This is a genomic window from Paracoccus jiaweipingae (assembly GCF_044335505.1).
Lineage (GTDB): Bacteria > Pseudomonadota > Alphaproteobacteria > Rhodobacterales > Rhodobacteraceae > Paracoccus.
Map to the genome: position 1 here is coordinate 17402 of NZ_JBISBS010000007.1, position 25630 is coordinate 43031.

Here is a 25630-nt window from a genome sequence, read left to right on the forward strand (position 1 = left end):
AGCACGGGGAGGGTGCCAGATGACTGTCGAGGGTTTCTCGCTGAATGATCGTTTCGATCTGACCAAGGGTCAGGTCTTGCTGAACGGCACGCAGGCGCTGGTGCGGCTGATGCTGATGCAGGCGGCGCGCGACCGCGCGGCGGGGCTGGTGACGGGGGGGCTGGTCACCGGCTATCGCGGCAGTCCGCTGGGGGCGGTCGACCTGCAAATGATGAAGGCGCAAAAACTGCTGAGCGCCAGCAATGTCCTGTTCCAGCCCGGCCTGAACGAGGATCTGGCTGCCACCGCCATCTGGGGCAGCCAGCAGGCCGAACTGCGCGGCGAGGGCAAATATGACGGTGTCTTCGCGCTGTGGTATGGCAAGGGGCCGGGGGTCGACAGGTCGGGGGATGTGATGCGCCATGCCAATATGGCCGGCACCTCCGCGCATGGCGGGGTGGTCATGGCGATGGGCGATGACCATACCGGCGAAAGCAGCACGGTTCTGCACCAGTCGGATTGGGCGATGATCGACGCCTATATGCCGGTGCTGTCGCCTGCCGGGGTTCAGGAAATTCTGGATTATGGGCTGTATGGCTTTGCCCTGTCACGGTTTTCCGGGCTGTGGACCGGGCTGAAGACGATGAAGGACACGGTCGAGGCGACAAGCGTCGTCAATGGCGACCCGCATCGGATGCGCTTTGTCCTGCCGCCCGATTTCCCCATGCCCGAGGGCGGGCTGAACATCCGCCTTGGCGACACGCCGGTGGTGCAGGAAGCGCGGATGATCGACCACAAGCGCTTTGCCGCCGAGGCTTTTGCCCGCGCCAACCGCATTGACCGCAAGGTCTGGGGGCGGGGTGATGCTAAGATCGGCATTTGCGCGGCGGGCAAGAACTGGCTGGACGTGGTTCACGCGCTGTCGCTGTTGGGTCTGGATCAGGCCGAGGCCGAACGTCTGGGCATCAGCACCTATAAGATCGGGCAGACCTGGCCGATGGATATGCGCAGTTTCCAGGACTGGTCCGAGACGCTGGATCTGGTGATCGTGGTCGAGGAAAAGCGCAAGCTGATCGAGGTGCAGGTCAAAGAGGCGATCTTTGACAACCGCCATGGCCGCCGGGTGATCGGCTGGCGTCATGACCGCACACATGCGGAGGTTTTCCCCACCCGATACGCGCTGGACCCGGTGATGATTGCCGAAAAACTGGGGGCGATCCTGATCGAGGAAGGGCGCGGCACCGAGGGCCTGCGCGCCTGTCTGTCGCGCATTGCCGACAGCCGCCGCGCCGATAACGCGCCCGAAATCGCGCAGCGCACGCCGTGGTTCTGTTCGGGCTGTCCGCACAATACCAGCACCCGCCTGCCCGAAGGCGCGCGCGCCTATGCCGGGATCGGCTGTCATTACATGGTGCAATGGATGGGCCGCGACACCGAGGGCTTTACCCATATGGGTGCCGAGGGCGCGAACTGGATCGGCGAGGCGCCGTTTTCGCGCCGCAAGCATGTGTTCCAGAACCTTGGCGACGGCACCTATAACCATTCCGGCAATATGGCGATTCGCGCGGCTTTGGCGGCGGGCACGCATATCACCTACAAGATCCTGTATAACGACGCCGTGGCCATGACCGGCGGACAGCCCAACGAGGGCGGGCTGACGGCGCCGCAGATCGCGCGCGAATTGCTGGCCATGGGGGTGAAGCCGCTGATCGTCGTGTATGACGAAAAAGAGGATGTCGACCCGCATGATTTCCCGTCAGGCCTGCGGTTCGAGACCCGCGACAAGATGCGGGCCGTTCAGGCCGAGCTGGAGGACGCGCCCGGCGTCAGCGCCATTCTGTATATTCAGACCTGCGCGGCGGAAAAGCGGCGGCGGCGCAAGAAGGGCACGTTCCCTGACCCGGACCGGCGGGTGTTCATCAATACCGATATCTGCGAGGGCTGCGGCGATTGTTCGGTCCAGTCGAACTGTGTCTCGGTGGTGCCGGTGGACACGCCGCTGGGGCGCAAGCGGGCCATCGACCAGTCCAGTTGCAACAAGGATTATTCCTGCCTGAAGGGATTTTGCCCCAGCTTTGTCACCGTCAGCGGCGCCCGGCCGCGCCGGCCCAAGGCGGCGGAATTCGACCTGCCGACGCTGGCCGAACCGGCACTGCCGGCCATTACGGGCACGCATAACGTGGTGATTACCGGTGTTGGCGGCACCGGCGTTGTCACCATCGGGGCGGTGCTGGCGCAGGCTGCCCATATTGACGGCAAGGGCGCGGGGATGATGGAAATGGCCGGTCTGGCGCAAAAGGGCGGTGCGGTGCATATCCACCTGCGTCTGGCCAACCAGCCCGCCGATATTTCCGCCATCCGCGTCGCCGTGGGCGAGGCCGATTGCGTCATTGGCGGCGATCTGGTCGTGTCAGCCGGGGCCAAAACCGTGGGGCTGATGACATCGGGGCGCACCGGCGCGGTGGTCAATGATCACGAGATCGTCACCGGCGAATTTACCCGCAACCGCGATTTCAGGCTGCCGACGGCGGATCTGAAACTGTCGCTGCAATCGCGGCTGGGGGACCGGGTGGCGTTCTTTGACGCCTCAAGCCTGGCGCTGCGGCTGTTGGGGGATTCGATCTATTCCAACATGCTGGTGCTGGGGGCGGCGTGGCAGCAGGGGCTGTTGCCGCTGACCCATCAGGCGATCATGACCGCGATCGAGTTGAACGGTGCCAAGGTGGCCGAAAACCAGCGCGCGTTCCAGATTGGCCGGTGGGCCGTCACCGACCCCGATGCGGTGGCAAAGCTGCTGGCCCCGCCAGTGGTGGCCGAAGTGCCGCGCGATCTGGTGACGGATCTGTCGGCGCGGCTGGTCGATTATCAGGACGACGCGCTGGCCGCACGGTTCCGCGATCTGGTCGATCTGGCACCCGCCGCCCTGCGCGCACCGGTGGCGCGGGGGTTTTACAAGCTGTTGGCCTATAAGGATGAATACGAGGTCGCCCGGCTGCATCTGGCCACCCGTGACCGCGTGGCCGAGGCGTTCGAGGGTGACAACCTGAAGATCACCTATCATCTGGCGCCGCCGGTTCTGCCGGGGCTGGATGCCGATGGCCGCCCGCGCAAGCGCGACTTTGGTCCGTGGATCGAGCCGCTGTTTCGCCTGCTGGCGCGGATGCGGCATTTGCGCGGCGGGGCGCTGGACCTGTTCGGCTATCTGCCCGAGCGCCATCGCGAGCGTGCGGCGATTGACCATTACGAGGCGCTGATGCGCGACATCCTGCCGCGTGTGACCGATGACACCACGGATATTGCGCGCGAACTGGCGGAATTGCCGCTGTCGGTGCGGGGCTATGGCTTTATCAAGGACCGGGCCGAACAGGCCGCGCAGGGGCGTCAGGCCGCCTTGCTGGCGCGGTTCAACGATGGCGGCGACCCGGTGCAGCAGGCGGCGCAGTGAATGTCACGATGCCGCCAGCCCTGACCGAAGTCATGGCCTTCCGGCCCCCCGCGTCGTAAGAGAACGCATCAGAGGGAAAGGACGGACATGGCTGTCGGGGTTTTCGATTCGGGGCTTGGCGGGCTGACGGTCTGGGACGCGATCCAGAAACGGATGCCCGACCTGCCGCTGGTCTATCTGGGCGATAACGCCCACGCGCCCTATGGGGTGCGCACGGCGGATGACATTTACAACCTGACCTGTGCCGGTGTCGAACGGCTGTGGGCCGAGGGCTGTGATCTGGTCATTCTGGCCTGCAACACCGCCAGTGCCGCGGCGCTGCGCCGGATGCAGGAACGCTGGCTGCCCGCCGACAAGCGGGTGCTGGGGGTGTTCGTGCCGCTGATCGAGGCCCTGACCGAACGGCAATGGGGCGACAATTCCCCGCCCCGCAAGGTCGCGGTGGAAAATGTCGCGCTGTTTGCCACCCCGGCCACGGTGGCCAGCCGCGCCTTTCAGCGCGAACTGGCCTTTCGCGCCATTGGCGTCGATGTCGAGGCGCAGCCCTGCGGCGGGCTTGTCGACGCGATCGAGGATGGCGACGAATTGCTGGCCGAGGCGCTGGTGCGGTCGCATGTCGAGGCCCTGCTGCGCCGGATGCCGCACCCGCAGGCGGCAATTCTGGGATGCACGCATTACCCGCTGATGCAAAAGGCATTTCAGTCGGCGCTGGGGGGCGATGTGCAGGTGTTTTCGCAGGCCGATCTGGTGGCGGAAAGCCTGGCCGATTACCTGTCGCGTCATCCCGGCATGATGGGTGCGGGGCAGCAGTCCCGTTGTCTGACCACCGGCGACCCGGCGCGGGTCGGGTCCAAGGCGACCCAGTTTCTGCGCCGCCCGGTCGGTTTTGAAAAAGCATAAAGAAATGGGGTTTGAGGTATGAAATCCCTCAAGAAAAAGCGTCGCATTCAGGTTCTTGTTATTGCCGCGCTGGCGCTTGTGCTGGCGACGGCGCTGATCGGTTACGGGTTTCGCGATGGCATCAACCTTTATCGCTCTCCGACCGAGGTCGCGGCCGAGCCACCCTCGGGCGACGAATATTTTCAGCTTGGCGGGCTGGTCAAGGATGGCAGCATCGTGAATGGCGATGGCGTGACCTTTACCTTCGTCGTGACCGATGGCGCGACCGAGATCCCCGTCGCCTATGTCGGGGCCGAGCCGCGCCCGGACCTGTTCAGCGAAGGCACCGGCACCATCGCCAAGGGCCATTTCGTCGATGGCGTGTTCCGTGCCGACAGCCTGCTGGCCAAGCATGATGAAAACTATATGCCGCGCGAGGTGATCGACACGCTGAAGGCGCAGGGCACCTATCAGGACCCGTCCAGCTGAGGCCCGCGCAACGCGCGCCGCGTTAACCACCGCTTAACCACGACGCCGCACAGTGTGACCCGTTTTCAGGCGAAAATGGGGGTGCGAATGCTGAGTGTCGAGGACATCGCGGCGCAGATCGTGGCGCGCGAGGGGGGATATGTCGACGATCCCGACGATCCGGGCGGGGCGACGAAATATGGGGTCACGATCGGCACGATGCGGCGGCTGGGGCTGGACCTGACCGGCGACGGGCAGGTCGGCAAGGCCGATGTGAAGGCGCTGACACAGGCGCAGGCGCGGCAGATCTTCTTGCAGCATTATTTCCGGCGGCCGGGGCTGGACCGGATGCCCGCCGCCCTGCAACCGGGGCTGTTTGACATGTATGTCAATGCCGGGGCGAATGCGGTGAAGATCCTGCAACGCATGGTGTCGCGCATGGGGTTTGACGCGCGCGATGACGGGGTCATCGGGCCGCGCACCATCGCCGCAGTTCAGGCCGCCGCCCGCGCAGCGCCGGACCATATCGCGGATGCCTATGGGATCGAGCGGCGCAATTATTACTATCGTCTCGCCGATGCCCGCCCGGCCAGCCGGAAATATGCCCGCCGCCGCGATGGCGGCAAGGGCGGCTGGATCACGCGGGCCGAACATTTCATCAGCGCGCGCTATCATCTGACGGATCGCGAACATCGGGAAAGGGTGGCGAAATGGGCATGATCGACAGGTTTCTGGGGGCTGGTCCGGCGATTGGCGCCATCGGGCGGGCGGCCAGCGACGTGGCCGGGGCCTTTACCCCCAACGCTACGCGCGAGATCGAGCTGCTGGCCGAGGCGCGCGCCAATGCGCTGGCGCAGATGCAGGCCGAATTCACGCTGGCCCCGGCGACGTGGTTTGACCGCTTTATCAATGGCATGAACCGCCTGCCGCGCCCGGCGCTGGCGCTGGGGACGATGGGGCTGTTTGTTTACGCCATGGCCGATCCGGCGGGGTTCGGGCTGCGCATGGATGGGCTGGCGCAGGTGCCCGAGCCACTGTGGTGGCTGCTGGGGGCGATTGTGTCGTTCTATTTCGGCGCGCGCGAGGCGCATTACCTGCGGCTGCGCCAGATCGCCCGCCGCCCCGCCGCGCCGGATGCGCCCGCCGACCCGGCGCCCGATCCGGCGGCCTTTACCGGCACGCCCGCGTCTGACGATTTTGCCGATAACGCGGCGCTGCGCGATTGGGCGGCCCGGCGCGGCTGACTATTGGCCCCGCGCGACGATTTGTGACAGCCCCCGCCTGTGCGGGGGCTTTTTTCATCCGGCCCGCGCGGTTAAGCTGCGCGCCAGAACAGGAGACCCCAGCATGATTGCCGAGCTAGGCCATTTCGCCCTGATCCTCGCCTTTGGCGTGGCATTGTTTCAGATGACCGTGCCGATGCTTGGCGCCGCCCGGCGCTGGCCGGTCTGGATGGATATGGCGCGCCCTGCCGCCGTGGCCCAGTTCGGGCTGTGCGGGCTGGCCTTCGCGGCGCTGATGCATGGCTTTGTGACCTCGGATTTTTCGTTGCAGGTGGTGTTTGCCAATTCGCATTCCGCCAAGCCGATGCTGTATAAAGTGTCCGGCCTGTGGGGCAACCACGAGGGGTCGATGCTGCTGTGGGTGCTGATTCTGGCGCTGTTCGGCGCGGCGGCGGCGGTGTTTGGCGACAACCTGCCACCCAGTTTGCGGGCGCGGGTGCTGGGGGTGCAGGCGGCCATCGGGGCGGCGTTTTACGCCTTTATCCTGCTGACCTCGAACCCGTTCGCGCGGCTTGAAATCGCGCCGTTTGACGGGCGAGACCTGAACCCGCTGTTGCAAGACCCCGGTTTGGCCTTTCACCCGCCCTTCCTGTATCTGGGTTATGTCGGGTTAAGCATGGCATTTTCCTTTGCCGTTGCCGCCCTGATCGAGGGGCGGGTCGATGCCGCATGGGCGCGCTGGGTGCGGCCCTGGACGCTGGCGGCATGGGTGTTTCTGACCATCGGCATCGCGCTGGGGTCGTGGTGGGCCTATTACGAACTGGGCTGGGGCGGGTTCTGGTTCTGGGACCCGGTGGAAAACGCGTCCTTCATGCCGTGGCTGCTGGCCGCCGCGCTGTTGCATTCGGCCATCGTGGTCGAAAAGCGCGAGGTGCTGAAAAGCTGGACCATCCTGCTGGCGATCATAGGCTTTGGCTTTTCGCTGATCGGGACGTTCATCGTGCGGTCGGGGGTGATTACATCTGTCCACAGCTTTGCCAGCGATCCGGCGCGGGGGGTGTTCATTCTGGCGATTCTGGCGGTGTTTGTCGGCGGCGGGCTGACGCTTTATGCGGCGCGGGCGGCACAGATGCAGGCGCGGGGCGTGTTTGCCCCGGTCTCGCGCGAGGGGGCGCTGGTGCTGAACAACATCCTGCTGGCGGTGTCGGCCTTCGTGGTGTTCATCGGCACCATGTGGCCGCTGATTGCGGAACTGTTCTGGGGGCGCAAGCTGTCGGTCGGGGCGCCATTCTTTAACCAGGCATTTACCCCGTTCATGGTGGCGCTGGCGCTGGTCCTGCCGATTGGCGCGATCCTGCCGTGGAAACGCGGCAATATCGCCCGTGCCATCCGGCCATTGCGCGGGGCGCTGGTGCTGACGGCGGCGGCGATGCTGGCGATCTTTGCGGTCTCGACCGGGCATTCGGCCATGGCGGTGATCGGTGCCGGGCTGGGGTCCTGGCTGATCTTCGGGGCCGGGGCCGAGCTGTGGCACCGCACCGGCAGTGGCGGCGCGGGGCGTTTGTTGCGCCTGCCGCGCGCCGACTGGGGCAAGGCGCTGGCCCATGCCGGTCTGGGGGTGGTGTTTATCGGCGTGTCGCTGTTGACGGCGTGGCAGCTGGAAAGCATCCGCACGCTGAAAACCGGCGAGGGGTTCGATATTGGCGCTTATCACGTCACCCTTGACGCAGTGTCCGACCAGCCCGGCCCGAACTATACCGCCACCCGCGCCACCATGACCGTGACCCGCAATGGCAGCCCGGTCGCGGTGATGCAGCCCGAAAAGCGCGTCTATCCGGTGCAGGCCATGCCCACCACCGAGGCCGCGATCGACAGCAATCTGTGGCGCGATATCTATCTGGTGATCGGGGATGCGCAGGAAAATGGCGGATGGGCGGTGCGCGCCTATGTCAAGCCTTTCGCGGGCTGGCTGTGGCTTGGCTCGGCGCTGATGGCGCTTGGCGGGCTGGTCAGCCTGTCGGACCGGCGCTGGCGGGTGGCCGCCGGGGAACGGCGCGCGCGTCGTCAGGCGGGGGTGGTGGCATGAAGCGGCTTTATCTGCTGGCGCTGCTGGCGCTGATCTGCGGCCCCGCCGCGGCGGTTCAGCCGGATGAGGTTTTGCCCGACCCGGCGCTGGAGCAGCGGGCGCGCGAGATCTCGCGCGATTTGCGCTGTCCGGTTTGTCAGGGCGAATCCATCGACGATTCGAATGCCGCGATCAGCCGTGACCTGCGGCTGTATGTGCGCGAACGGCTGGTTGCGGGTGACAGCAATGCGCAGGTGATCGACGCTGTGACCGACCGGTTCGGGGAATTCGTGCTGTTCGATCCGCGCCCCAGCGGCATCAACCTGATCCTGTGGCTGGCCGGGCCGGTGATGGCGCTGGTGGCGCTGCTTCTGGGCTGGCGCTATGTCCGTGCGCGGCGCAGCGACGATCAGGTCGCCCCCCTGACCGAGGCCGAACAGGCCGAGCTGGACCGCATTCTGTGCGACCGGTGACGTCGGGGCATCGCTTGCCCATCCTTTCCGCGCAGGTCAATCTGTCCCCCAACCAAGGAGGGACGAGATGAGCGATTACACCACCATCCGCTTTGATGTTGCGGACGGGATTGGCACGCTGGTGCTGAACCGCCCCGAGATGATCAATGCCCTGAACAGCCAGATGCGGGCCGAGATTACCAAGGTGCTGACCACGCTGCCTGCCGGTCTGGGCTGTGTGGTGCTGACCGGCGCGGGGCGCGGGTTCTGTTCGGGGCAGGATCTGACCGATGCATCGGCGGCGGCGGATATCGGCGGCACGCTGCGCCGCGAATACGAGCCGATGCTGCGCGCGATTACCGATTGCCCGGTGCCGGTGATTGCAGCGGTCAATGGCATCGCGGCAGGGGCGGGGGCCAATCTGGCGCTGGTGGCCGATGTGGTGATCGCGGCGCAATCTGCGGCCTTTGTGCAGGCGTTTTCGAAAATCGCGCTGATCCCGGATGCGGGCGGGACGTGGTTCGTGCCGCGCGCCGTGGGCCATGCCCGTGCCATGGGGATGATGCTGTTTGCCGACAAGATCAGCGCGCAGCAGGCCGCCGACTGGGGGCTGATCTATGAGGTGCTGCCCGATGACGAATTCGTCGCCGGTGTGGCGGCGCGGGCGCGGCATCTGGCCGATGGCCCGACCGGGTGTTTCCTGTCGATCCGGCAGGCGCTGCGGCAATCGGCGGTGAATGATCTGGACGCGCAACTGGCGCTTGAGGCCGATTTGCAGGATAAGGCCGGGTCCAGCGCCGATTTCCGCGAAGGTGTGATGGCATTTCTGCAAAAACGCCCGCCGCGCTTTGGCGGTCGTTAAGGCAGTTGCACGAAACGCGGCTGGTGGCCGCGATTGTCAAAGAAAGGCACGGTTGGCGGCGGCATCAGCGCCGCCCCGCGCCGGGCCAGGGCGTCGACCTCGGCCAGCACGACCTCGGTGATGAAGGGCAGGTTCAGCGCCCGCGCCTGTGACATCGGCACCCAGTGCAGATGCGAAAGTTCGTCACAGGCGGCGGAAAAATCGTCAGGATCGCCGGTGATCTGTGCCGCGTCCCCGACAAAGAAGCGCGCATCGAACCGGCGTGGCCGGCCCGGCGGGGTGATGGCGCGGAACACAAAGCGCAGCGCCGCCGCGCCGTCGCGCAGATGCAGGCCGGTTTCCTCGTGCAGTTCACGCAGCGCGGCGTTCAGCAGCGCCTCGGGCGGGGTGTCGCTGTCGTCGCGTGGCTCGGCGCGCAGGCGCGACAGGCACAGCGGATCGGCCTGCGGGGGTGCCATGTCGCGGTCCTCGGGGTCGACGGCCCCGCCGGGAAAGACATATTTCGACGGCATGAAGGCCGCCTTGGCGCCGCGCATTCCCATCAGCACCGACAACCCCGCCGCCTGACGGCGCAGCAGGATGATGGTGGCGGCATCGCGGATGCGGGTCTTGTCGTCGCTGGCTGTCATGGGGACCTCAGGAAGCGGTGTCGGGGCGGGGGCTGCGGTCAAAGCCATGCATCTGCCGCGCCCATTGCCAGCCGATCATGGCGCCCTTGATGCGGGGCAGCAGCAGAAGCGACAGCACCACCGCCCCCAGCGAAAAGCCGATCAGCATTGAGACCGCCGAAGGCCGGTAAAGCATGAACACCCACAGCAGCAGCGGCGCCCCCAGATGCGAGACCAGCAGGATGGTCAGATAGGCCGGGCCGTCATCGGCACGCTGGTGGTGCAGCGCCTCGCCGCAATTGGGGCAATGATCGTTAACAGTCAGATAACCGCGCAGCAGCCGACCCTCGCCACAGGCGGGACAGCGCCCCAGCGCCCCGCGCCGCATGGCCTGACCCAGCGGGCGTTCATCCGCTTGCGGGGCGGAACTGGCGCGGTGGGTCTGGGGATCGGGGTCGATCATGTCTGGCCTGTCGCTGTGAAACCGGTTGGGTTGGGGCAGGATGCGGTCTGGCGGCGGGTTTGACAAGCCCATCCGCGGTCCTGTCGCGGCCCTGTCCCGCGTGGCGGCGATGTCTGATGCGCCGCGGCGGGCCGGTGGGACGCGCCGGGGGACGAAAGCGGGTGTGACCTCAGGCGGCCTGCGCGGGGTCGTCGGTCATCACCCGGTTGCGACCGCCCTGTTTGGCCGCCATCAGCGCACGGTCGGCGCATCCCAGCGCGGCCTCGGGGTCGGTGCCGGTTGCCGGGTGGCCGGCGCGCTGATGGCTGACCCCGACCGAAACCGTCACCGCGATCCGGGTGCTGCCCTGGGGCTGGGGCACCTCGAACGGGCGGGTGCGGATGGCGGTGCACAGATCATGTGCCAGATCAAGGGTTTGCGCGGCGGAATGGCCGGGCAGAAGGACCATGAATTCTTCACCGCCGATCCGCGCCAGCAGCGCATCCTCGGGCAGGCAGCGGGCCAGACGGCGCGCGGCCTCGCGCAGGACGGCATCGCCGGCGGGGTGGCCATAGCGGTCATTGACCGATTTGAAATGGTCCAGATCCAGCGCCAGAATGCCGGTCCCCTGCGGCAGCGGTGTCGCCAGCGCCCGGCGCAGCGCGGGCATGGCGGCGCGGCGGTTGGCGGTATCGGTCAGCGGGTCGATATAGGCCAGCTGAAGCTGTTGCCGGGTGCGCGCCTGCATCGCGTCGCGCTGGTGTTTGCGGTGCAGGTGGCGGGCAATTAGCAGGGCGGCGATTTCGGCGTTTTCTGGGCTGTCAGGGTCGATCCTGACGATGTCGGCGGCGCCCAGATCCAGCGCCACCGGCACCAGCGGGTCGTTGTCTTGCCGGGTGGCGACCAGACACACCCCCCCGCGCGAGGCCGGGCGGGCCTGCAATTCTGCCAGCAGCCGCAGCCCGTCGCCGGGGCTGTCAAGCGTGCTGGCCAGCAGATAAAGGTCGGCGGCGCGGCCATGGGCGACCGAGGCCAGAACCTCGTCTGGGGCGGCAAGGGTAAAATCGGCGGGGCAGCTGCGCGACAGGTGGCGCTTCCAGTTCAGCCCGGTGACCCGGTCGGGGGCCAGCAGGGTGATCCGGGGCCGCGCGGGCGGGGCAAGGGGGGCAGGCGGGGCCTCTTCGGGCATTGCGGCGGGGGGCTGGCGATTACGCAGGCAGGCGCGCAGCCGCGCAAAGATGGCCATTTCGTCGCCTTTGGGGGGCAGGACGGTTTCGGCGCCGGCGTGAAGGCAGGCCAGTTCCTCGGGCGGGTCGGCCAGCACCAGCAGGTTGGGCTGGCCCAGACCCGCCAGCACCGCGCAGGTCTGGGCGCGCGACATCCCGTCCAGACCCGCCATCACCAGCACCGCGTCATGTTGCTGCGCCACGATGCGGCGCCCGGCCTCGGCCAGCGAGGTCGCGGTCGTGGTTTCGTGACTGGCGGCGGCCAGACGCACCTTCATCATGATTCGGCGCGCGGGATCGGGGTCGCAGATCAGAACGGTCGATGCCATCATGCCCTCGGGGACTCGCTTCCCGGACGAAGATGGCGCAAAAAGGTTAACAAAAGGTTTCCAGAACCGGGATGAACAGATGATTTCACGACAGGCGGCCCTGGATCTGGCGCAACAGGCCTTCTTGTTTCTGGCCGATGACCCCGAGACTCTGGCGGGCTTTCTGGGGGCCAGCGGGCTGGATGCGGGGCAATTGCGCGACCAGATCGGGCGGGCAGAATTTGGCGAATCGGTGCTGGATTTCCTGTTGCAATCGGACCAGCAGGTGCTGGCCTTTGCGCAGGTCTGCGGCGTGCCCGCACAGCAGGTCTTGCAGGCGCAGGCCGTGCTTTCACAGCGTGTCGGGTCGGATTTTTGAAAAAAGATCGCTGCGGTTGAGGGAATTTTAACGTCTTGGCGCTAAGCCGGTGGGGCAAGGAGGCGTCATGATCAGTTTTCTCAGCCGCTCGGTCGAGGCATTTTTGCGCCATACATATGGCCGGACCTTCGCTGAAGGGACGGGTGCCGCGCCGGACCGGCAGGCCATAGACGGGGATGCAATGGGCTTTGTGTTGCCGCTGTTACAGGCGGCGGGGGCGCAATTACACAAACCGGTCGAGGAATTGACCGAGGATTGGGCCGCCTGGCTGGCCCGGCACGAGGCCGTGCGCCGCTTGCTGCGCTTCAGCGGGGCAGAGTTTCGCGATTTCATCGCTGCACTTGGGGAATTGCCGGGCCGGGTGCGGATGGTGTTGCCGGCCAATGCGCCGCCCCGCGTCCGGGTGGTGCCGCAGGGCGAAGGGCCGCAGCAACTGGTTGTGGAAGGGGCGGACATCTGGGCGCATTTTCTGGCCGGAATGGTGCGGGCCATGGCCGATGATTATGGCTCGCTGGCGTTGGTCTCGGTCGAGGGCAGCACGGTGATGGTGGATGTGTCGCTGGATCGTTTCGTGTCCGGGCGCGGATTTGACCTGGTCAGCGATGTCGCCTGAGCGGATCGTGCTGGACGACGCGGCGCTGGCGGTGCTGATGCCGATGCATCTGCGGCTGAATGCCAGCGGGCGCATAACCGGCACCGGGCGCACCGCAGCGCGGTTCTTTCCCGGTCACAGCCGTTTTGGCACCGACTGGTTTTTGCGCACCAGCAGTGGCCAGATCCGCGACATGCCCGCGCTGGCGGCGGCGATCGGGTCTGGGGCGCGGCTGTTTCTGCGGCTGCGCGGTCTGGATCTTGATGAAATGCGCGGGCATGGTGTCCGGCTGGCTTCGGGGGCGCTGTTGCTGAATTTCGGCTTTGCTGTCGGGCTGCGGGATGCGGTCAGGACGGCGGCGCTGACGGATGCCGATTTTGCGCCCTCGGAACTGGCGATGGAGCTGTTGTTCCTGCAAGAGGCCAACAGCGCCGTCATGGATGAGCTGGCGCATCACAATCACCAACTGGAACAGGCGCGGATCGCTGCGGAACGCGATGCCCAAAGCGACCCGCTGACCGGGTTGGCCAACCGCCGCGCCCTTGACGAGGCGCTGGCGAGGGCTGTGCATCACAGCGCCGGGGGCGGTCCGGGATTTGCCTTGGTTCATCTGGATCTGGACCTGTTCAAACAGGTCAATGACACCTTCGGTCATGCCGCCGGGGACAGTGTGCTGCGCCATGTTGCCGGCATTCTGCGCCATGCGCTGCGCAGCGTGGACACGGTGGCGCGCATCGGTGGCGATGAATTCACGCTGATCCTGTCGGGTCTGTGCAACCGGGCCGATCTGACACGCCTGTCGCGGCGCCTGATCGCGGATATCGAAAAGCCGATCCATCTGACCGAGGGGGTCTGTCAGATTTCGGCCAGCCTTGGCATTGCGATTTCGACCGATTATGCGATGCCTGATCCGCAGCGCATGTCTGCCGATGCGGATGCCGCGCTGTATGATGCCAAGCGTGCCGGGCGCGGGCGCGCGGGCTTTCTGGAGGTGCCTGACGGATGACGGTCAACATCAGATCGGCCCTGCCGGTAACGGTGCCGGGGATGCGTGTCGGGCTGTTGGGCGGGTCGTTTGATCCGGCACATGCCGCGCATCTGGCGATCAGCCAACAGGCGCTGGTCCGTTTCGGTCTGGACCGGGTGTGGTGGCTGGTGTCGCCGGGCAATCCGCTGAAGGCGCGTGGGCCGGCTGCGCTGGCGGCACGGATGGACTGGGCGCGTGTGGTGGCCCGCGATCCGCGGATTTTTGTAACCGATATCGAGGCCCGGCTGAACACGCGGCGCACCATCGACACCATTACCGCGCTTCAGAACCTGTGCCCCGCGCTGCGTTTCACTTGGCTGATGGGCGCCGATAATCTGGCCCAGTTCCATTTGTGGGAGGATTGGCGCGGCATCGCGGCACGGGTGCCCATCGGGGTGTTGGCACGACCGGGGTCGCGTATGGCGGCGCGGCGTTCACCGGCGGCGCGGGTCTTGTGGCAGTCGCAGTTGCGCGGACAGGCGGTGCGCGGGCTTGGCGCGGCGCGGCCACCGGCCTGGGCGATGATAAACGTGCCAATGTCGGGGCAGTCGTCGACGCGGATCCGGGCGCAGCTGGCGCGCGATGGGCAGGACTGGACAGCCGCGGGACCGGCGATGCGGCACAAGGTTGTGGGTGATGGCTGAACCGTCGCGACGTGCGTTTTTGTGGGGGGCAGGGCTGTGCCTGTCAGGGATGGGGGTGCGTGCGGAGCCGTTGCGGCAATCACTGTGGCCGCCGATCGCCCCGCCGCCACGGCTGGACGATCTGTTGTCGGCTCAGGCGTTCTCGGGGCACGTCGGCTGTTTGGCGTTGGCGGGCGATGGCCGGGTTCTGGCGGCACAGTCACAGGATCAGGCCTTCGCGCCGGCCAGCACGCTGAAAATCGTCACCGCGCTTTTCGCGCTGGACCGGCTGGGGGCCGGCCACCGCTTTGCCACGCGGGTGCTGCGCAAGGGTGATACGCTGATTCTGGCGGGGGGTGGCGATCCGGTTCTGGACAGTGATGGGCTGGCCGTTCTGGCCGCGCGGCTGGCCGCGCTGCGGCCCGAAGGGGTTCGCCAGCTGCTGGTCTGGGATGGTGCGCTGCCGCATCTGCCGCAGATCGCGCCGGGTCAGCCCGAATATCTGGCCTATAACCCGGCTGTGTCCGGGATCATGCTGAATTTCAACCGTGTCGAATTAAGCTGGCATTGTCAGTCATCCTGTCGTTTCGAGCTTCAGGCCAGTGCGCAACGCCACCGCCCCAAGGCGTGGACTGTGTCGGCTGGTCTGGGGGGCGGGCCGATCAGCCATCACCAGACCCCGCAGGGCGAGCACTGGAGCCTGCCGCGCTGGATGCTGGGACAGCAAGGGCGTCGCTGGCTGCCGGTGCGCCAGCCGGCGCTTTATGCCGGGGATGTGTTTCAGACGCTGTGCCGGGCGCGGGGACTGGGGCTGCCACGCCCTGAGGTTGTGACGGAGCTGCCCGAGGGCGATGAACTGGCGCGGATCGACAGTGTGCCTTTGTCAGATATCCTGAGGGATATGCTGGCCTATTCGACCAATCTGACCGCCGAGGCGGTCGGGCTTGCCGCCAGCGGCGCGCCGGATCTGGCGGCATCGGGGCGGGCAATGCGGGACTGGGCTGCCGGTCAGGGCGCGCAGGGTCTGGTCTGTGCCGACCATTCCGGTTTGTCGGCCCAAAGCCGGGTCACGGCGCGGGCGATGGTGGCGCTGCTGGAGGGCGCCGGGCGGAGGCAGGGACTTGCGGGGTTGCTTAAGTCCGGGGCGGTCTGGCCCAAAGCGGCGTCCGGCTGGGCCGGTGCTGGCCTGTTGGCGAAAACGGGAACGCTGAATTTCGTCTCGAACCTGGCGGGGTATGTTCAGGCTGGCGGGGATATGGCGGTTTTTGCGATTTTTTGCACCGATCCGCTGCGCCATCGGGAAAGCTCGGGTCGGGATCTGCCGGGTGGGGTTCTGGGCTGGACGGGGGCGGCGAAGGCGATGCAGCAACAGATGGTGGATAGCTGGGCAATGGCGCTGAGCCGTCGCCAGCGGCAGGCAGTGACGCCGCCTTTGCCAGAGGGGGCGGGGTAATGGCTGTGGCGTCAGATCTGGCGGTGGCGGGCCTTGGCTGCCAGTTCGATCGCTGCGGCATGAAGCCGGTCGATATCCAGCTCGGCCCGGATTTCGGCCAGCATCTCAGCCTCGGCATCGGTCAGGCGGCCATCGGCAGCCGCCACGTCGCAGGCCAGCGCATAGGCGGTGTCGAACAGAATATCCGGCAGGCTTTCGCGGATCAGTCCGAAAAAAGCGGCAAGGCCGTCCTCTTCTTCAAAGAGCGAGATGACGGTTTGCGAAACGGCGCGGATGCGGTCGATATCGTAGGTGGCAAAGATCGGGGTGTGGTCGACGATCCGTTCGATGGCGATCAGTTCGGAGGTGCGGATATTGCTGTCAGAGGCCGACACCGCGACCATCAGGGCCACAAGGGCATCGCAATGCGACAGCGAGGGCAGGTCGAAGGTCATGGCGTCAATCCCCGGTTCAGATCGGGGCAGATTATTGACGATCGGGGATTTGTTCAATACGGGGGCGGTTTGAACACTTCCCCATATTCCGTAACGGAGATGCAAAGATGACCGCGCTGCGCGATGCCGCCATGAAGAGCAAGGCCTGGCCTTTCGAAGAGGCGCGCCGGGTGCTGAAACGTTACGAGAAGAAGCCGCCGGAAAAGGGGTATGTGCTGTTCGAGACCGGCTATGGCCCGTCGGGGCTGCCGCATATCGGCACGTTCGGAGAGGTCGCCCGCACCACGATGATCCGGCGCGCGTTCGAGATGATCAGCGACATCCCCACGCGTCTGTTCTGTTTTTCCGACGATATGGACGGGATGCGCAAAGTGCCAGATAACGTGCCGCAGACCGATATGCTGCGCGGCCATTTGCAGGAACCGCTGACCACGGTGCCTGACCCGTTTGGGCAATATCCCAGCTTTGGCGATCACAATAACGCGATGCTGCGGCGGTTTCTGGACACGTTTGGTTTCGAATACGAATTCATCAGCGCCACCGATTTCTATAAATCCGGCCAGTTTGACGAAACGCTGCTGCGTGCCGCCGAGAAATATGACCAGATCATGGAGGTCATGCTGGCCAGTCTGCGTGAAGAGCGTCAGCAGACCTATAGCTGCTTTTTGCCGATCAGCCCCAAAACCGGGCGGGTGTTGTATGTGCCGATCAGGCATGTCGACGCCAAGAATGGCACGATCACTTTTGACGACGAGGACGGGCAGGAAATGACCCTGCCGGTCACCGGCGGGCAGGTCAAATTGCAGTGGAAGCCCGATTTCGGCGCGCGCTGGGCGGCGCTGGATGTCGATTTCGAGATGTATGGCAAGGATCATTCCACCAATACCCCGATCTATGACCGGATCTGCGAAATTCTGGGCGGTCGTAAGCCCGAGCATTTCACCTATGAACTGTTTCTGGATCAGCATGGGCAGAAGATCAGCAAATCCAAGGGGAACGGCTTGTCGATTGACGAATGGCTGACCTATGCCGCGACCGAGAGCCTGTCTTATTTCATGTATCAGAAGCCGAAAACGGCCAAGCGCATGTATTTTGACGTCATTCCAAAGGCCGTGGACGAATATCATCAGCAATTGCGGGCCTATGCCGGGCAATCGGTGGATCAGCAACTGGCCAACCCGGTCTGGCATATTCATGGCGGGGATGTGCCGGAATCGAAAATGGTGGTGCCGTTCGCGATGCTGCTGAATCTGGCTTCGGTGGCTGGTGCCACTGATAAAGACGGGCTGTGGGGCTTTATTCGCCGCTATGCGCCCGAGGCCAGTCCCGAAACCCACCCTGATCTGGATGCGGCGGCGGGTTTTGCCGTGCGCTATTTCCAGGATTTCGTGGCCCCGCAGCGTCAGTTCCGCCTGCCCAATGATGTCGAGCGTGCGGCTTTGACAGATCTGCGCGACAAGCTGGCTGCCTGGGACGGGCCGGTGGATGCGGAAGCGTTGCAAAGCATGGTGTTTGCCGTTGGCAAGGCGCATGGGTTCGAGCCGCTGCGCGATTGGTTTTCGGCGTTGTATCAGGTGTTACTGGGGGCCGATCAGGGGCCACGTTTTGGTGGCTTCATCGCGCTTTACGGGATCAGGGAAACGCAAGATCTGATCGACAGGGCACTTGCGGGCGAGCTGGTCTGACACAGGCAGGACAGGGTAGAAAAAAGGCGGGATATGTCCCGCCTTTTTTGAATCCGCTTAACGGTTTTTTCAGGGTTTTGTGGCAGTGTTTGGGTATGGGGCCAAAAAAGATGTCCTTTTGAAAGGAGGTGTTTGTGATGTGAGGGGTGCAACGCGCGCATGGTTCAGGTTTTGTTAACCCTTGCAGATCATTCTTCCGGCGATGTTGCGGCTGCGTGCCGAGTTGTCAGGGGAGAATGGAATGAACATTGCCATCACGGATGGGGTTCTGCTGTCGCCGCCGGATTTCAGTGCCGGTCTGAAAGTCTGGTCACGGCAGGATGGGACGCCGGGGTCGGCCACATGGCATGGTGCGGCAAACGCAGCCATCGTGCCCGCAGATCAGGATTTCGGCACCTGTCTTGAGATTGCAAAGACCGACAGTGTAACCCGCCTGCGGTTCATGGGTGAGACACCGCTGCTGCCGGGGTGCTATCTGCGGGTCTCGGCGCGGGTCAAGATGGTGGCGGGGACGCTGTGTTCGGCGCGAATCGCGGCCTTTGCCGGTAATGGCGCGCGCCAGCCGGTGCCGGGTGTGGTGACCACCGGGACGCAGGTGGCGCTGCCGGGCTATGGCAAGGTGGTCGAGGTTTCGGCCATTGTCGGCACAGGTGCGCGAAAAGGCGTGGATCTGAGCTGGGGCAGTCAGGCGGTCTATGGTCATTTCGGTCTGGACCTTACCGGGGCCAATGGCGGGTCGGTGCGTATCGAAAGCGTGAAGATCGAGGATATCACCGCGGCGTTTTTGCCGGGGCGGCTGGACTGGGTCGATGTGCGCGATTTCGGTGCAGTGGGCGATGGCGTTACCGATTGCCACGCGGCCTTCATGGCGGCGGATGCGGCGGCCAATGGGGGCGGTGTCATGGTGCCGCGTGGCGAATATCGTATTGGTCAAAGCCTGTCGATGAACAATGCGGTGCGCTTTGCCGGTCAGTTGAAAATGCCACGCGAGGCGCGGCTGGCGCTGCTGAAAAGCTTTGACTTTCCGACCTATGCCGATGCGTTTGGCGATGAAACCGAGGGTTTGAAACGGGCCTTGCAGGCGCTGTTCGGCTATACTGATCATACCACGCTGGATTTGTGCGGTCGCCGGGTCGAGCTGACCGAGCCGCTGGATATGGCTGCGCTGTCGCCGGGGCTGAGCAGTTTCAGCAATCGCCGGGTGATTGCGAACGGGTCCATTAATGTGATTGACGGCCCGGCCTGGGCAACCGGGACGGCGACCTCTCAGGGGAGCTATGATCCGGCGGCGCCGCGACAGCTGAGCAATGTTGCCAATATCGCCAATATCGAGATTGGCGCGCGGGTGACCGGGGTTGGTGTCGGGCGCGAGGTTTACGTCAACGGCAAGAACATGGCGGCCAAAACGCTGAGCCTGTCGCAGCCGTTGCATGGGGGTGCGGGAACCCGGATTTATGGGTTCGAGCGCTATCGCTATGCCTTCGATTTTTCGGGGGTGCCGCAGATGGACCGGGTCAATTTTGCCGATCTGGATATCAAGCTGAACGGTGTGGCCAGCGGTATCATGCTGCCGGTGGCGGGCAGCATGTTCCACATCCGCGATTGCTATATCGGTGCGCCGAAGGATCGCGGCATCACCTCGATCGGGCGGGGATGTCAGGATTTGCTGGTTGATCGCTGCCAGTTCCTGTCCAATGAAATGCAGGATCTGGCGCAGAACCGGCGCAGCATTGCCATCAATATCAATGCCAATGATTCCAAGATCCGCAATAACCGTTTCGTGCGCTTCGGGGCGTTTCTGGTGGTGACCGGGACCGGTCATATGATTGAGGGCAATCACTGGTTCCAGGGCGACGGTGCCAAGCCGGCGGTGCGGGGTGCGGGCCTGATTCTGGCCGGGCGCAATATGATGACCACCATCACCGGCAATTACGTCGATAACAATTTTATCGAATGGACGAATGAATATGACGCCGACCCGGATTTCGGGAACCAGTATTCCTTTGGCGGGCTGATCATCACCGGCAACACTTTTCTGGTGCATAATGTGGGACCGGATTTTGCCTGGCTGGTGGTCAAGCCTTATGGGCGGGGGCATCACATCCATGGCCTCAGCGTGACCTCGAACGTGTTCCGGGCGGAATATGTCAAGATCGACCGGATCGACCGTGTGGATCGCTCGGTCGCGGATCTGGATTACAGCCGGATGCGCAATATCCAGTTCGAGGCGAATATGTTCAACGGCGTGCGCACCTATGTTGCCAACCCGCTGATGATGACGGTGCAGCAGGCAACGGCGCAGCGGAACTGGCTGGTCCAGACCGAGGGGGCGCTGCCCTTTGGCGGCTGGACGCAGAAGGTGGAATCGGTGGTGGCCGAGGCGCCGCTGCTGAATGGCGCGGGGGCGCGGGTGGCCGATTTCCCGGTGATTTCCACGCGGCAGGGGGCGGATAAGCGCGCCTTGCAGGTTGGCTGGACGCAACCGGTGCAGGGGCAACTGGCCTTGCGGGTGCGCATGGACAGCCCGGACTGAGGCGCCTGAACCGGGCCTGATGGGGCCTGTCAGCGCGTATCCCCCGGCGGTTTCGACCGCCGGGGCTTTTTGCGTTACCCCTTGCGTCAGGCGGGCGGGCTGTCTGATGCGGGTGCCGGGGGCAGGTTTGTGTGCGTCAGCCGGAAGGCGCGACCGAACCCGGCGTTCCACAGCCCGGCCGTTACCGTCAGATGCCACAGCGCGAAATCGGGCAGGTCGATAAAGACCTGCGCCAGCGGGTCGCGCGCCAGCCAGTCATGGCGCTGTGCGGCGGTTGGCGGACCCTCTTTGCGGGCGCGGCATTGCAGCGACAGCCGGGCCGCGGCCATCGGGTTGCGGCTTTGGCCTGCCGCGGGTGTGATGAACAGCCCGGCGCGGGGGTCGGCGGCAAGGGCGTGGCTGTGCCCCGCAAGCCCCGACAGCAGCGCCATGATCCGGCCATCCGGCAGGCGCTGGCAGGCAATGCGCGACATCAGCGGGCCGTGGCCGGCGGGGTCATGGCAGGCCAGTATGGCATGGGTCATGCCGGCAATCGCGGTGTCGATCCGGGTCAGCGTTTCGGGGTCTGGCGTGCGATAAGGGTCTGGCGTCATGGCGGATCTTTCAGGCAGCGGGTGGAAAAGGGCAAAAGCGACATTTTAATGGCTTCGCGACAGATTATTGCGTCAGGCGGGCTTTACGCGACAGGGAAAACACCGTTTACTCGCCCATGGAAGGAGCAAGGCGTGACGCTGCGTCGCAGCGTGGCATCTTGCCAGCACATGCTGAGAGAGGGAGCAGCACTATGGCCGCAGAAACGATTGCCAAACAAGCCATTCCGGCCGGGGGCGAGGGTGCCCATGCAGGACCGGAGGATTACCAGCGGCTGTATGACGAATCGATTCGCGACCCCGAGGCGTTCTGGGCGCGCGAGGGCAAGCGTCTGGACTGGATCACCCCCTTCACCAAGGTGAAAGACACCGATTTCACCATGGGCAATGTCCATATCAAGTGGTTCGAGGATGGCGTCCTGAATGCCAGCGTGAACTGCATTGACCGTCATCTGCCCACCCGCGCCAACCAGACCGCCATTATTTTTGAGCCCGACGACCCCGAAACACCAGCACAGCATATCACCTATGCGCAGCTGTCCGACAAGGTGAACCGGATGGCCAATGTGCTGTTAAGTCAGGGCGTGATGCGGGGCGACCGGGTGGTGATCTATCTGCCGATGATCCCCGAGGCGGCCTATGCCATGCTGGCCTGTGCGCGGATCGGCGCCATCCATTCCATCGTGTTTGCCGGGTTCAGCCCCGACGCGCTGGCCAACCGCATCAATGATTGCGGGGCCAAGCTGGTGATCACCGCCGATACCGCGCCGCGCGGTGGCCGGCGCACGGCGCTGAAATCGAATACCGATGCGGCGCTGCTGCACTGTTCGGACCGGGTGCGCTGTCTGGTGGTCAAGCATACCGGCGACCAGACCACCTGGATTCAGGACCGCGACGTGGACCTGCTGTATCTGATGAGCCATGCCAGCCCCGAATGCCCGCCGCGCCCGATGGGGGCCGAGGACCCGCTGTTCATCCTGTATACCAGCGGCTCGACCGGCAAGCCCAAGGGTGTGGTGCACAGCACTGGCGGTTATCTGGCCTATGCGGCGATGACGCATGAATATGTGTTCGATTACCGTCAGGGCGATGTGTTCTGGTGCACCGCCGATGTCGGCTGGGTGACGGGGCACAGCTATATCGTTTATGGCCCGCTGGCCAATGGCGCCACCACGCTGATGTTCGAGGGGGTGCCGACATGGCCCGATGCCGGGCGGTTCTGGGCGGTCTGTGAAAAGCACAAGGTCAACCAGTTCTATACCGCGCCCACCGCCATCCGCGCGCTGATGGGGCAGGGGCCGGAATGGCCGGCGAAATACGACCTGTCCAGTCTGCGCATCCTTGGTTCCGTCGGCGAGCCGATCAACCCCGAGGCCTGGACCTGGTATAACGACCATATCGGCAAGGGCCGCTGCCCCATTGTCGACACGTTCTGGCAGACCGAGACCGGGGGCCATATGATCACCTCGATCCCCTATGCGATCGAGACCAAGCCGGGGTCAGCGACGCTGCCCTTCTTTGGTGTGCGCCCGGCGGTTCTGGATGCCAGCAGCGCCGAGGTGATCGAGGGGAACGATGTCGAGGGGGTGCTGTGCATCGCTGACAGCTGGCCCGGCCAGATGCGCACCGTCTGGGGCGATCACCAGCGCTTCATGGAGACGTATTTCCAGCAATATCCGGGCTTTTACTTTACCGGCGATGGCTGTCGCCGCGATGCCGAGGGCTATTACTGGATCACCGGCCGCGTCGATGACGTGATCAATGTCAGCGGTCACCGCATGGGCACGGCCGAGGTCGAATCGGCGCTGGTGGCCCATGCCAAGGTCGCCGAGGCGGCGGTGGTGGGCTATCCCCATGACCTGAAGGGGCAGGGGATTTACGCCTATGTCACGCTGATGAACGGGGTCGACCCCAGCGACGATCTGCGCAAAGAGCTGGAGCAATGGGTCCGCACCGAGATCGGGCCGATCGCCAAGCCCGACCTGATCCAGTGGGCGCCGGGCCTGCCCAAGACGCGGTCGGGCAAGATCATGCGCCGCATCCTGCGCAAGATCGCGGAAAACGATTTCGGCAGTCTTGGCGATACCTCGACCCTGGCCGAGCCGGGTGTGGTCGACGAGCTGATCGAAAACCGGATGAACCGCGGCTGATACCGGCTGCGCCGTCATACCCCCGCCCGGTGCCGTCGCGGGACGGGGGTTCACGAGGACAGGCGGCAACTGACCAGAGAGGGAGGGTCAAACCTGATGAGGGACAAACACGCCACAAATGCCTATTGGAAGGCGAACTTAAGGATCATCTATATCTGCCTGGCGATCTGGGCGCTGGTGTCGTTCGGCTTCGGCATTCTGTTCCGCCCGCTGCTGGCCGGCATCCCGGTCGGCGGGGCCGATCTGGGCTTCTGGTTCGCGCAGCAAGGCTCGATCCTTATCTTTATCGTGCTGATCTTCTGGTATGCCGCGCGCATGAACCGGCTGGATCGCGAACATGGCGTCGAGGAGTAAGCCATGGACCAGTTTACCCTTAACCTGATCTTCATCGGCCTGTCCTTTGCCGTCTATATCGGTATCGCCATCTGGGCGCGGGCTGGCTCGACCGCGGAATTCTATGCCGCCAACCGGGGCGTTCACCCGGTGATGAACGGCATGGCCACAGGTGCCGACTGGATGTCGGCGGCGTCCTTCATCTCGATGGCGGGTCTGATCGGTTTCACCGGTTATGACAACTCGACCTATCTGATGGGCTGGACCGGCGGTTATGTGCTGCTGGCGCTGCTGCTGGCGCCTTACCTCCGCAAATTCGGCAAGTTTACCGTGCCGGAATTCATCGGTGACCGGTTTTATTCCAAAACCGCCCGCATCATTGGCATGGTCTGCCTGCTGATCGTGTCGATCACTTATGTGATCGGGCAGATGACCGGCGTCGGCGTGACCTTTGCGCGTTACCTTGAGGTCAGCAACGAAACCGGCCTGTGGATCGGCGCGGCGCTGGTCTTTGTCTATGCCGTGCTGGGGGGGATGAAGGGCATCACCTATACGCAGGTGGCGCAATATGTGGTGCTGATCATCGCCTATACCATTCCGGCGGTGTTCATCTCTTTGCAGCTGACGGGCAATTTCCTGCCGCCGCTGGGGCTGTTTGGCACCCATGACGGCACCGGCGTGGCGTTCCTGACCAAGCTGGATCAGGTGGTCACGGATCTGGGCTTCAAATCCTATACCGGGCACCACAAATCGACGCTGGACATGGTGCTGTTCACGCTGGCGCTGATGATCGGCACCGCGGGTCTGCCGCATGTGATCATCCGCTTCTTTACCGTGCCGAAAGTGTCGGATGCGCGGTCTTCGGCGGGGTGGGCGCTGGTGTTCATTGCGCTGCTTTACACCGTGGCCCCGGCTGTGGGGTCGATGGCGCGCTTTAACCTGACCGCGACCATGTGGCCGGGCGCGCAGACCGGCGATACCTTCAGCCAGCCCGCCGTTTCGCTGTCCGATATCGAGACCCGCCCCGACCTGCAATGGATGCGGACCTGGGCCGATACCGGCCTGCTGGGCTGGGAGGACAAGAACGGCGACGGCCTGATCCAGTATTACAATGATACCGGCGCTGACGGGAACGAGACCCTGACCGCCAAGATCGCTGAAACCGGCATGACCGGAAACGAACTGACCACCGTGAACAATGACATCATGGTGCTGGCCAACCCCGAAATCGCCAACCTGCCGGGTTGGGTGATCGGGATCGTGGCTGCGGGTGGTCTGGCGGCGGCGCTGTCGACGGCGGCAGGTCTGTTGCTGGCGATCTCGGGCGCGGTGTCGCATGACCTGATCAAGGGTGCGCTGAACCCGACGATCAGCGAAAAAGGCGAGCTGATGGCCGCCCGCGTCTCGATGGCGGTGTCCATTCTGGTGGCGACCATTCTGGGTCTGCACCCGCCGGGGTTTGCTGCGCAAACCGTGGCGCTGGCCTTTGGTCTGGCGGCCAGTTCCATCTTCCCGGTGCTGATGATGGGCATCTTCTCCAAGCGCGTGAACAAGCAGGGCGCGATCTGGGGGATGCTGGCGGGGATTATCTCGACCCTCGTTTACATCTTCACCTATAAGGGCTGGTTCTTCATTTCCGGGACCAACCTGCTGGAAGATACGGCTGCCAACTGGGTGATGGGGATTTCCCCCGCCAGCTTTGGCGTGGTCGGCGCGGCGCTGAACTTTATCGTCGCATATGTCGTCTCGAACGCGACCGAGGACCCCCCGCTTGAGGTTCAGGATCTGGTCGAATCGATCCGCACTCCCGCCGGTGCCGGCGCGGCGGTGGATCACTGACACTGACCGGGTCGCGCCTTGCGGGGCGCGACCCA

General features: G+C 64.7%; 23 protein-coding genes. 18 read left to right on the forward strand and 5 right to left on the reverse strand.

Annotated features, from left to right (window positions below; all coding sequences use genetic code 11):
* The first annotated feature begins 19 nt into the window (after positions 1–19).
* The 8 genes from ACFXP9_RS12020 (at position 20) to ACFXP9_RS12055 (ending at position 9373) form a co-directional block, all read left to right on the forward strand.
* Positions 20–3424, forward strand: a complete 3405-nt coding sequence (locus ACFXP9_RS12020; RefSeq protein ID WP_397205193.1) for an indolepyruvate ferredoxin oxidoreductase family protein — start codon at positions 20–22, stop codon at positions 3422–3424.
* A gap of 87 nt (positions 3425–3511) precedes the next feature.
* Positions 3512–4324: a glutamate racemase gene (locus tag ACFXP9_RS12025; RefSeq protein ID WP_397205191.1), complete on the forward strand. Its 813-nt coding sequence runs from the start codon at positions 3512–3514 to the stop codon at positions 4322–4324.
* Positions 4325–4342: 18 nt separating this feature from the next.
* On the forward strand, positions 4343–4792 hold the full coding sequence (ccmE, locus tag ACFXP9_RS12030; protein ID WP_397205189.1) for a cytochrome c maturation protein CcmE: 450 nt from the start codon (positions 4343–4345) through the stop codon (positions 4790–4792).
* A gap of 87 nt (positions 4793–4879) precedes the next feature.
* Entirely contained in the window at positions 4880–5491 is a 612-nt protein-coding gene (locus ACFXP9_RS12035) for a holin-associated N-acetylmuramidase (protein WP_397205187.1), read from the forward strand.
* Complete coding sequence (locus ACFXP9_RS12040; RefSeq protein ID WP_397205185.1) at positions 5482–6015, forward strand: holin family protein; 534 nt, start codon at positions 5482–5484, stop codon at positions 6013–6015. The genes ACFXP9_RS12035 and ACFXP9_RS12040 overlap by 10 nt, the downstream gene beginning before the upstream one ends.
* 103 nt (positions 6016–6118) lie before the next feature.
* Entirely contained in the window at positions 6119–8080 is a 1962-nt protein-coding gene (locus tag ACFXP9_RS12045) for a heme lyase CcmF/NrfE family subunit (RefSeq protein ID WP_397210240.1), read from the forward strand.
* The gene (locus ACFXP9_RS12050) at positions 8077–8532 is read left to right on the forward strand and encodes a cytochrome c-type biogenesis protein (RefSeq protein WP_397205181.1); all 456 of its coding nucleotides are present in this window, start codon (positions 8077–8079) and stop codon (positions 8530–8532) included. The genes ACFXP9_RS12045 and ACFXP9_RS12050 overlap by 4 nt, the downstream gene beginning before the upstream one ends.
* Before the next feature lie 67 nt (positions 8533–8599).
* Complete coding sequence (locus ACFXP9_RS12055; protein WP_397205179.1) at positions 8600–9373, forward strand: enoyl-CoA hydratase-related protein; 774 nt, start codon at positions 8600–8602, stop codon at positions 9371–9373.
* Here ACFXP9_RS12055 and ACFXP9_RS12060 read toward each other — a convergent pair.
* The 3 genes from ACFXP9_RS12060 to ACFXP9_RS12070 form a co-directional block, all read right to left on the reverse strand.
* Entirely contained in the window at positions 9370–10002 is a 633-nt protein-coding gene (locus tag ACFXP9_RS12060; RefSeq protein WP_397205177.1) for an NUDIX hydrolase, read from the reverse strand. The two genes, ACFXP9_RS12055 and ACFXP9_RS12060, sit on opposite strands and share 4 nt — an antisense overlap.
* Positions 10003–10009: 7 nt before the next feature.
* Positions 10010–10444 (reverse strand): DUF983 domain-containing protein, encoded by a 435-nt coding sequence (locus ACFXP9_RS12065; protein ID WP_397205777.1) that lies wholly within the window; start codon positions 10442–10444, stop codon positions 10010–10012.
* 169 nt (positions 10445–10613) lie between these two features.
* On the reverse strand, positions 10614–11978 hold the full coding sequence (locus ACFXP9_RS12070) for a diguanylate cyclase (RefSeq protein ID WP_397205175.1): 1365 nt from the start codon (positions 11976–11978) through the stop codon (positions 10614–10616).
* A gap of 79 nt (positions 11979–12057) precedes the next feature.
* On the opposite strand from ACFXP9_RS12070, the gene ACFXP9_RS12075 reads away from it, so the two are divergent.
* The 5 genes from ACFXP9_RS12075 (at position 12058) to ACFXP9_RS12095 (ending at position 16031) form a co-directional block, all read left to right on the forward strand.
* A complete protein-coding gene (locus ACFXP9_RS12075; protein WP_397205173.1) occupies positions 12058–12336 on the forward strand; it encodes a DUF3572 family protein in 279 nt (92 codons plus the stop codon).
* A gap of 67 nt (positions 12337–12403) precedes the next feature.
* On the forward strand, positions 12404–12949 hold the full coding sequence (locus ACFXP9_RS12080) for a heme NO-binding protein (RefSeq protein ID WP_397205171.1): 546 nt from the start codon (positions 12404–12406) through the stop codon (positions 12947–12949).
* Positions 12939–13934, forward strand: coding sequence for a diguanylate cyclase domain-containing protein (locus ACFXP9_RS12085; protein ID WP_397205169.1), 996 nt, complete (start codon positions 12939–12941; stop codon positions 13932–13934). The genes ACFXP9_RS12080 and ACFXP9_RS12085 overlap by 11 nt, the downstream gene beginning before the upstream one ends.
* Positions 13931–14599: a nicotinate-nucleotide adenylyltransferase gene (locus tag ACFXP9_RS12090; protein ID WP_397205167.1), complete on the forward strand. Its 669-nt coding sequence runs from the start codon at positions 13931–13933 to the stop codon at positions 14597–14599. The genes ACFXP9_RS12085 and ACFXP9_RS12090 overlap by 4 nt, the downstream gene beginning before the upstream one ends.
* Positions 14592–16031, forward strand: coding sequence for a D-alanyl-D-alanine carboxypeptidase (locus ACFXP9_RS12095; RefSeq protein WP_397205165.1), 1440 nt, complete (start codon positions 14592–14594; stop codon positions 16029–16031). The genes ACFXP9_RS12090 and ACFXP9_RS12095 overlap by 8 nt, the downstream gene beginning before the upstream one ends.
* An 11-nt stretch (positions 16032–16042) precedes the next feature.
* Here the strand turns inward: ACFXP9_RS12095 and ACFXP9_RS12100 are convergent, their stop codons facing one another.
* Positions 16043–16465 (reverse strand): tellurite resistance TerB family protein, encoded by a 423-nt coding sequence (locus tag ACFXP9_RS12100; protein ID WP_397205163.1) that lies wholly within the window; start codon positions 16463–16465, stop codon positions 16043–16045.
* A gap of 107 nt (positions 16466–16572) precedes the next feature.
* Here ACFXP9_RS12100 and ACFXP9_RS12105 point away from each other — a divergent pair, with 107 nt between their 5' ends.
* Positions 16573–18150 (forward strand): lysine--tRNA ligase, encoded by a 1578-nt coding sequence (locus tag ACFXP9_RS12105; protein WP_397205161.1) that lies wholly within the window; start codon positions 16573–16575, stop codon positions 18148–18150.
* A 241-nt stretch (positions 18151–18391) separates the two neighbouring features.
* Positions 18392–20683, forward strand: a complete 2292-nt coding sequence (locus ACFXP9_RS12110) for a glycosyl hydrolase family 28-related protein (protein WP_397205159.1) — start codon at positions 18392–18394, stop codon at positions 20681–20683.
* Between the two features lie 86 nt (positions 20684–20769).
* Here the strand turns inward: ACFXP9_RS12110 and ACFXP9_RS12115 are convergent, their stop codons facing one another.
* The gene (locus tag ACFXP9_RS12115; protein WP_397205157.1) at positions 20770–21276 is read right to left on the reverse strand and encodes a pyridoxamine 5-phosphate oxidase; all 507 of its coding nucleotides are present in this window, start codon (positions 21274–21276) and stop codon (positions 20770–20772) included.
* A 191-nt stretch (positions 21277–21467) separates the two neighbouring features.
* Here ACFXP9_RS12115 and acs point away from each other — a divergent pair, with 191 nt between their 5' ends.
* The 3 genes from acs (at position 21468) to ACFXP9_RS12130 (ending at position 25595) form a co-directional block, all read left to right on the forward strand.
* Positions 21468–23423 carry an acetate--CoA ligase gene (acs, locus tag ACFXP9_RS12120; protein WP_397205155.1) on the forward strand — a complete coding sequence of 652 codons (1956 nt, stop codon included), beginning with the start codon at positions 21468–21470 and terminating at the stop codon, positions 23421–23423.
* A gap of 96 nt (positions 23424–23519) precedes the next feature.
* Complete coding sequence (locus ACFXP9_RS12125; RefSeq protein WP_397205153.1) at positions 23520–23777, forward strand: DUF4212 domain-containing protein; 258 nt, start codon at positions 23520–23522, stop codon at positions 23775–23777.
* A 3-nt stretch (positions 23778–23780) separates the two neighbouring features.
* Positions 23781–25595 carry a sodium:solute symporter family protein gene (locus ACFXP9_RS12130; protein WP_397210243.1) on the forward strand — a complete coding sequence of 605 codons (1815 nt, stop codon included), beginning with the start codon at positions 23781–23783 and terminating at the stop codon, positions 25593–25595.
* Positions 25596–25630: the final 35 nt, after the last annotated feature.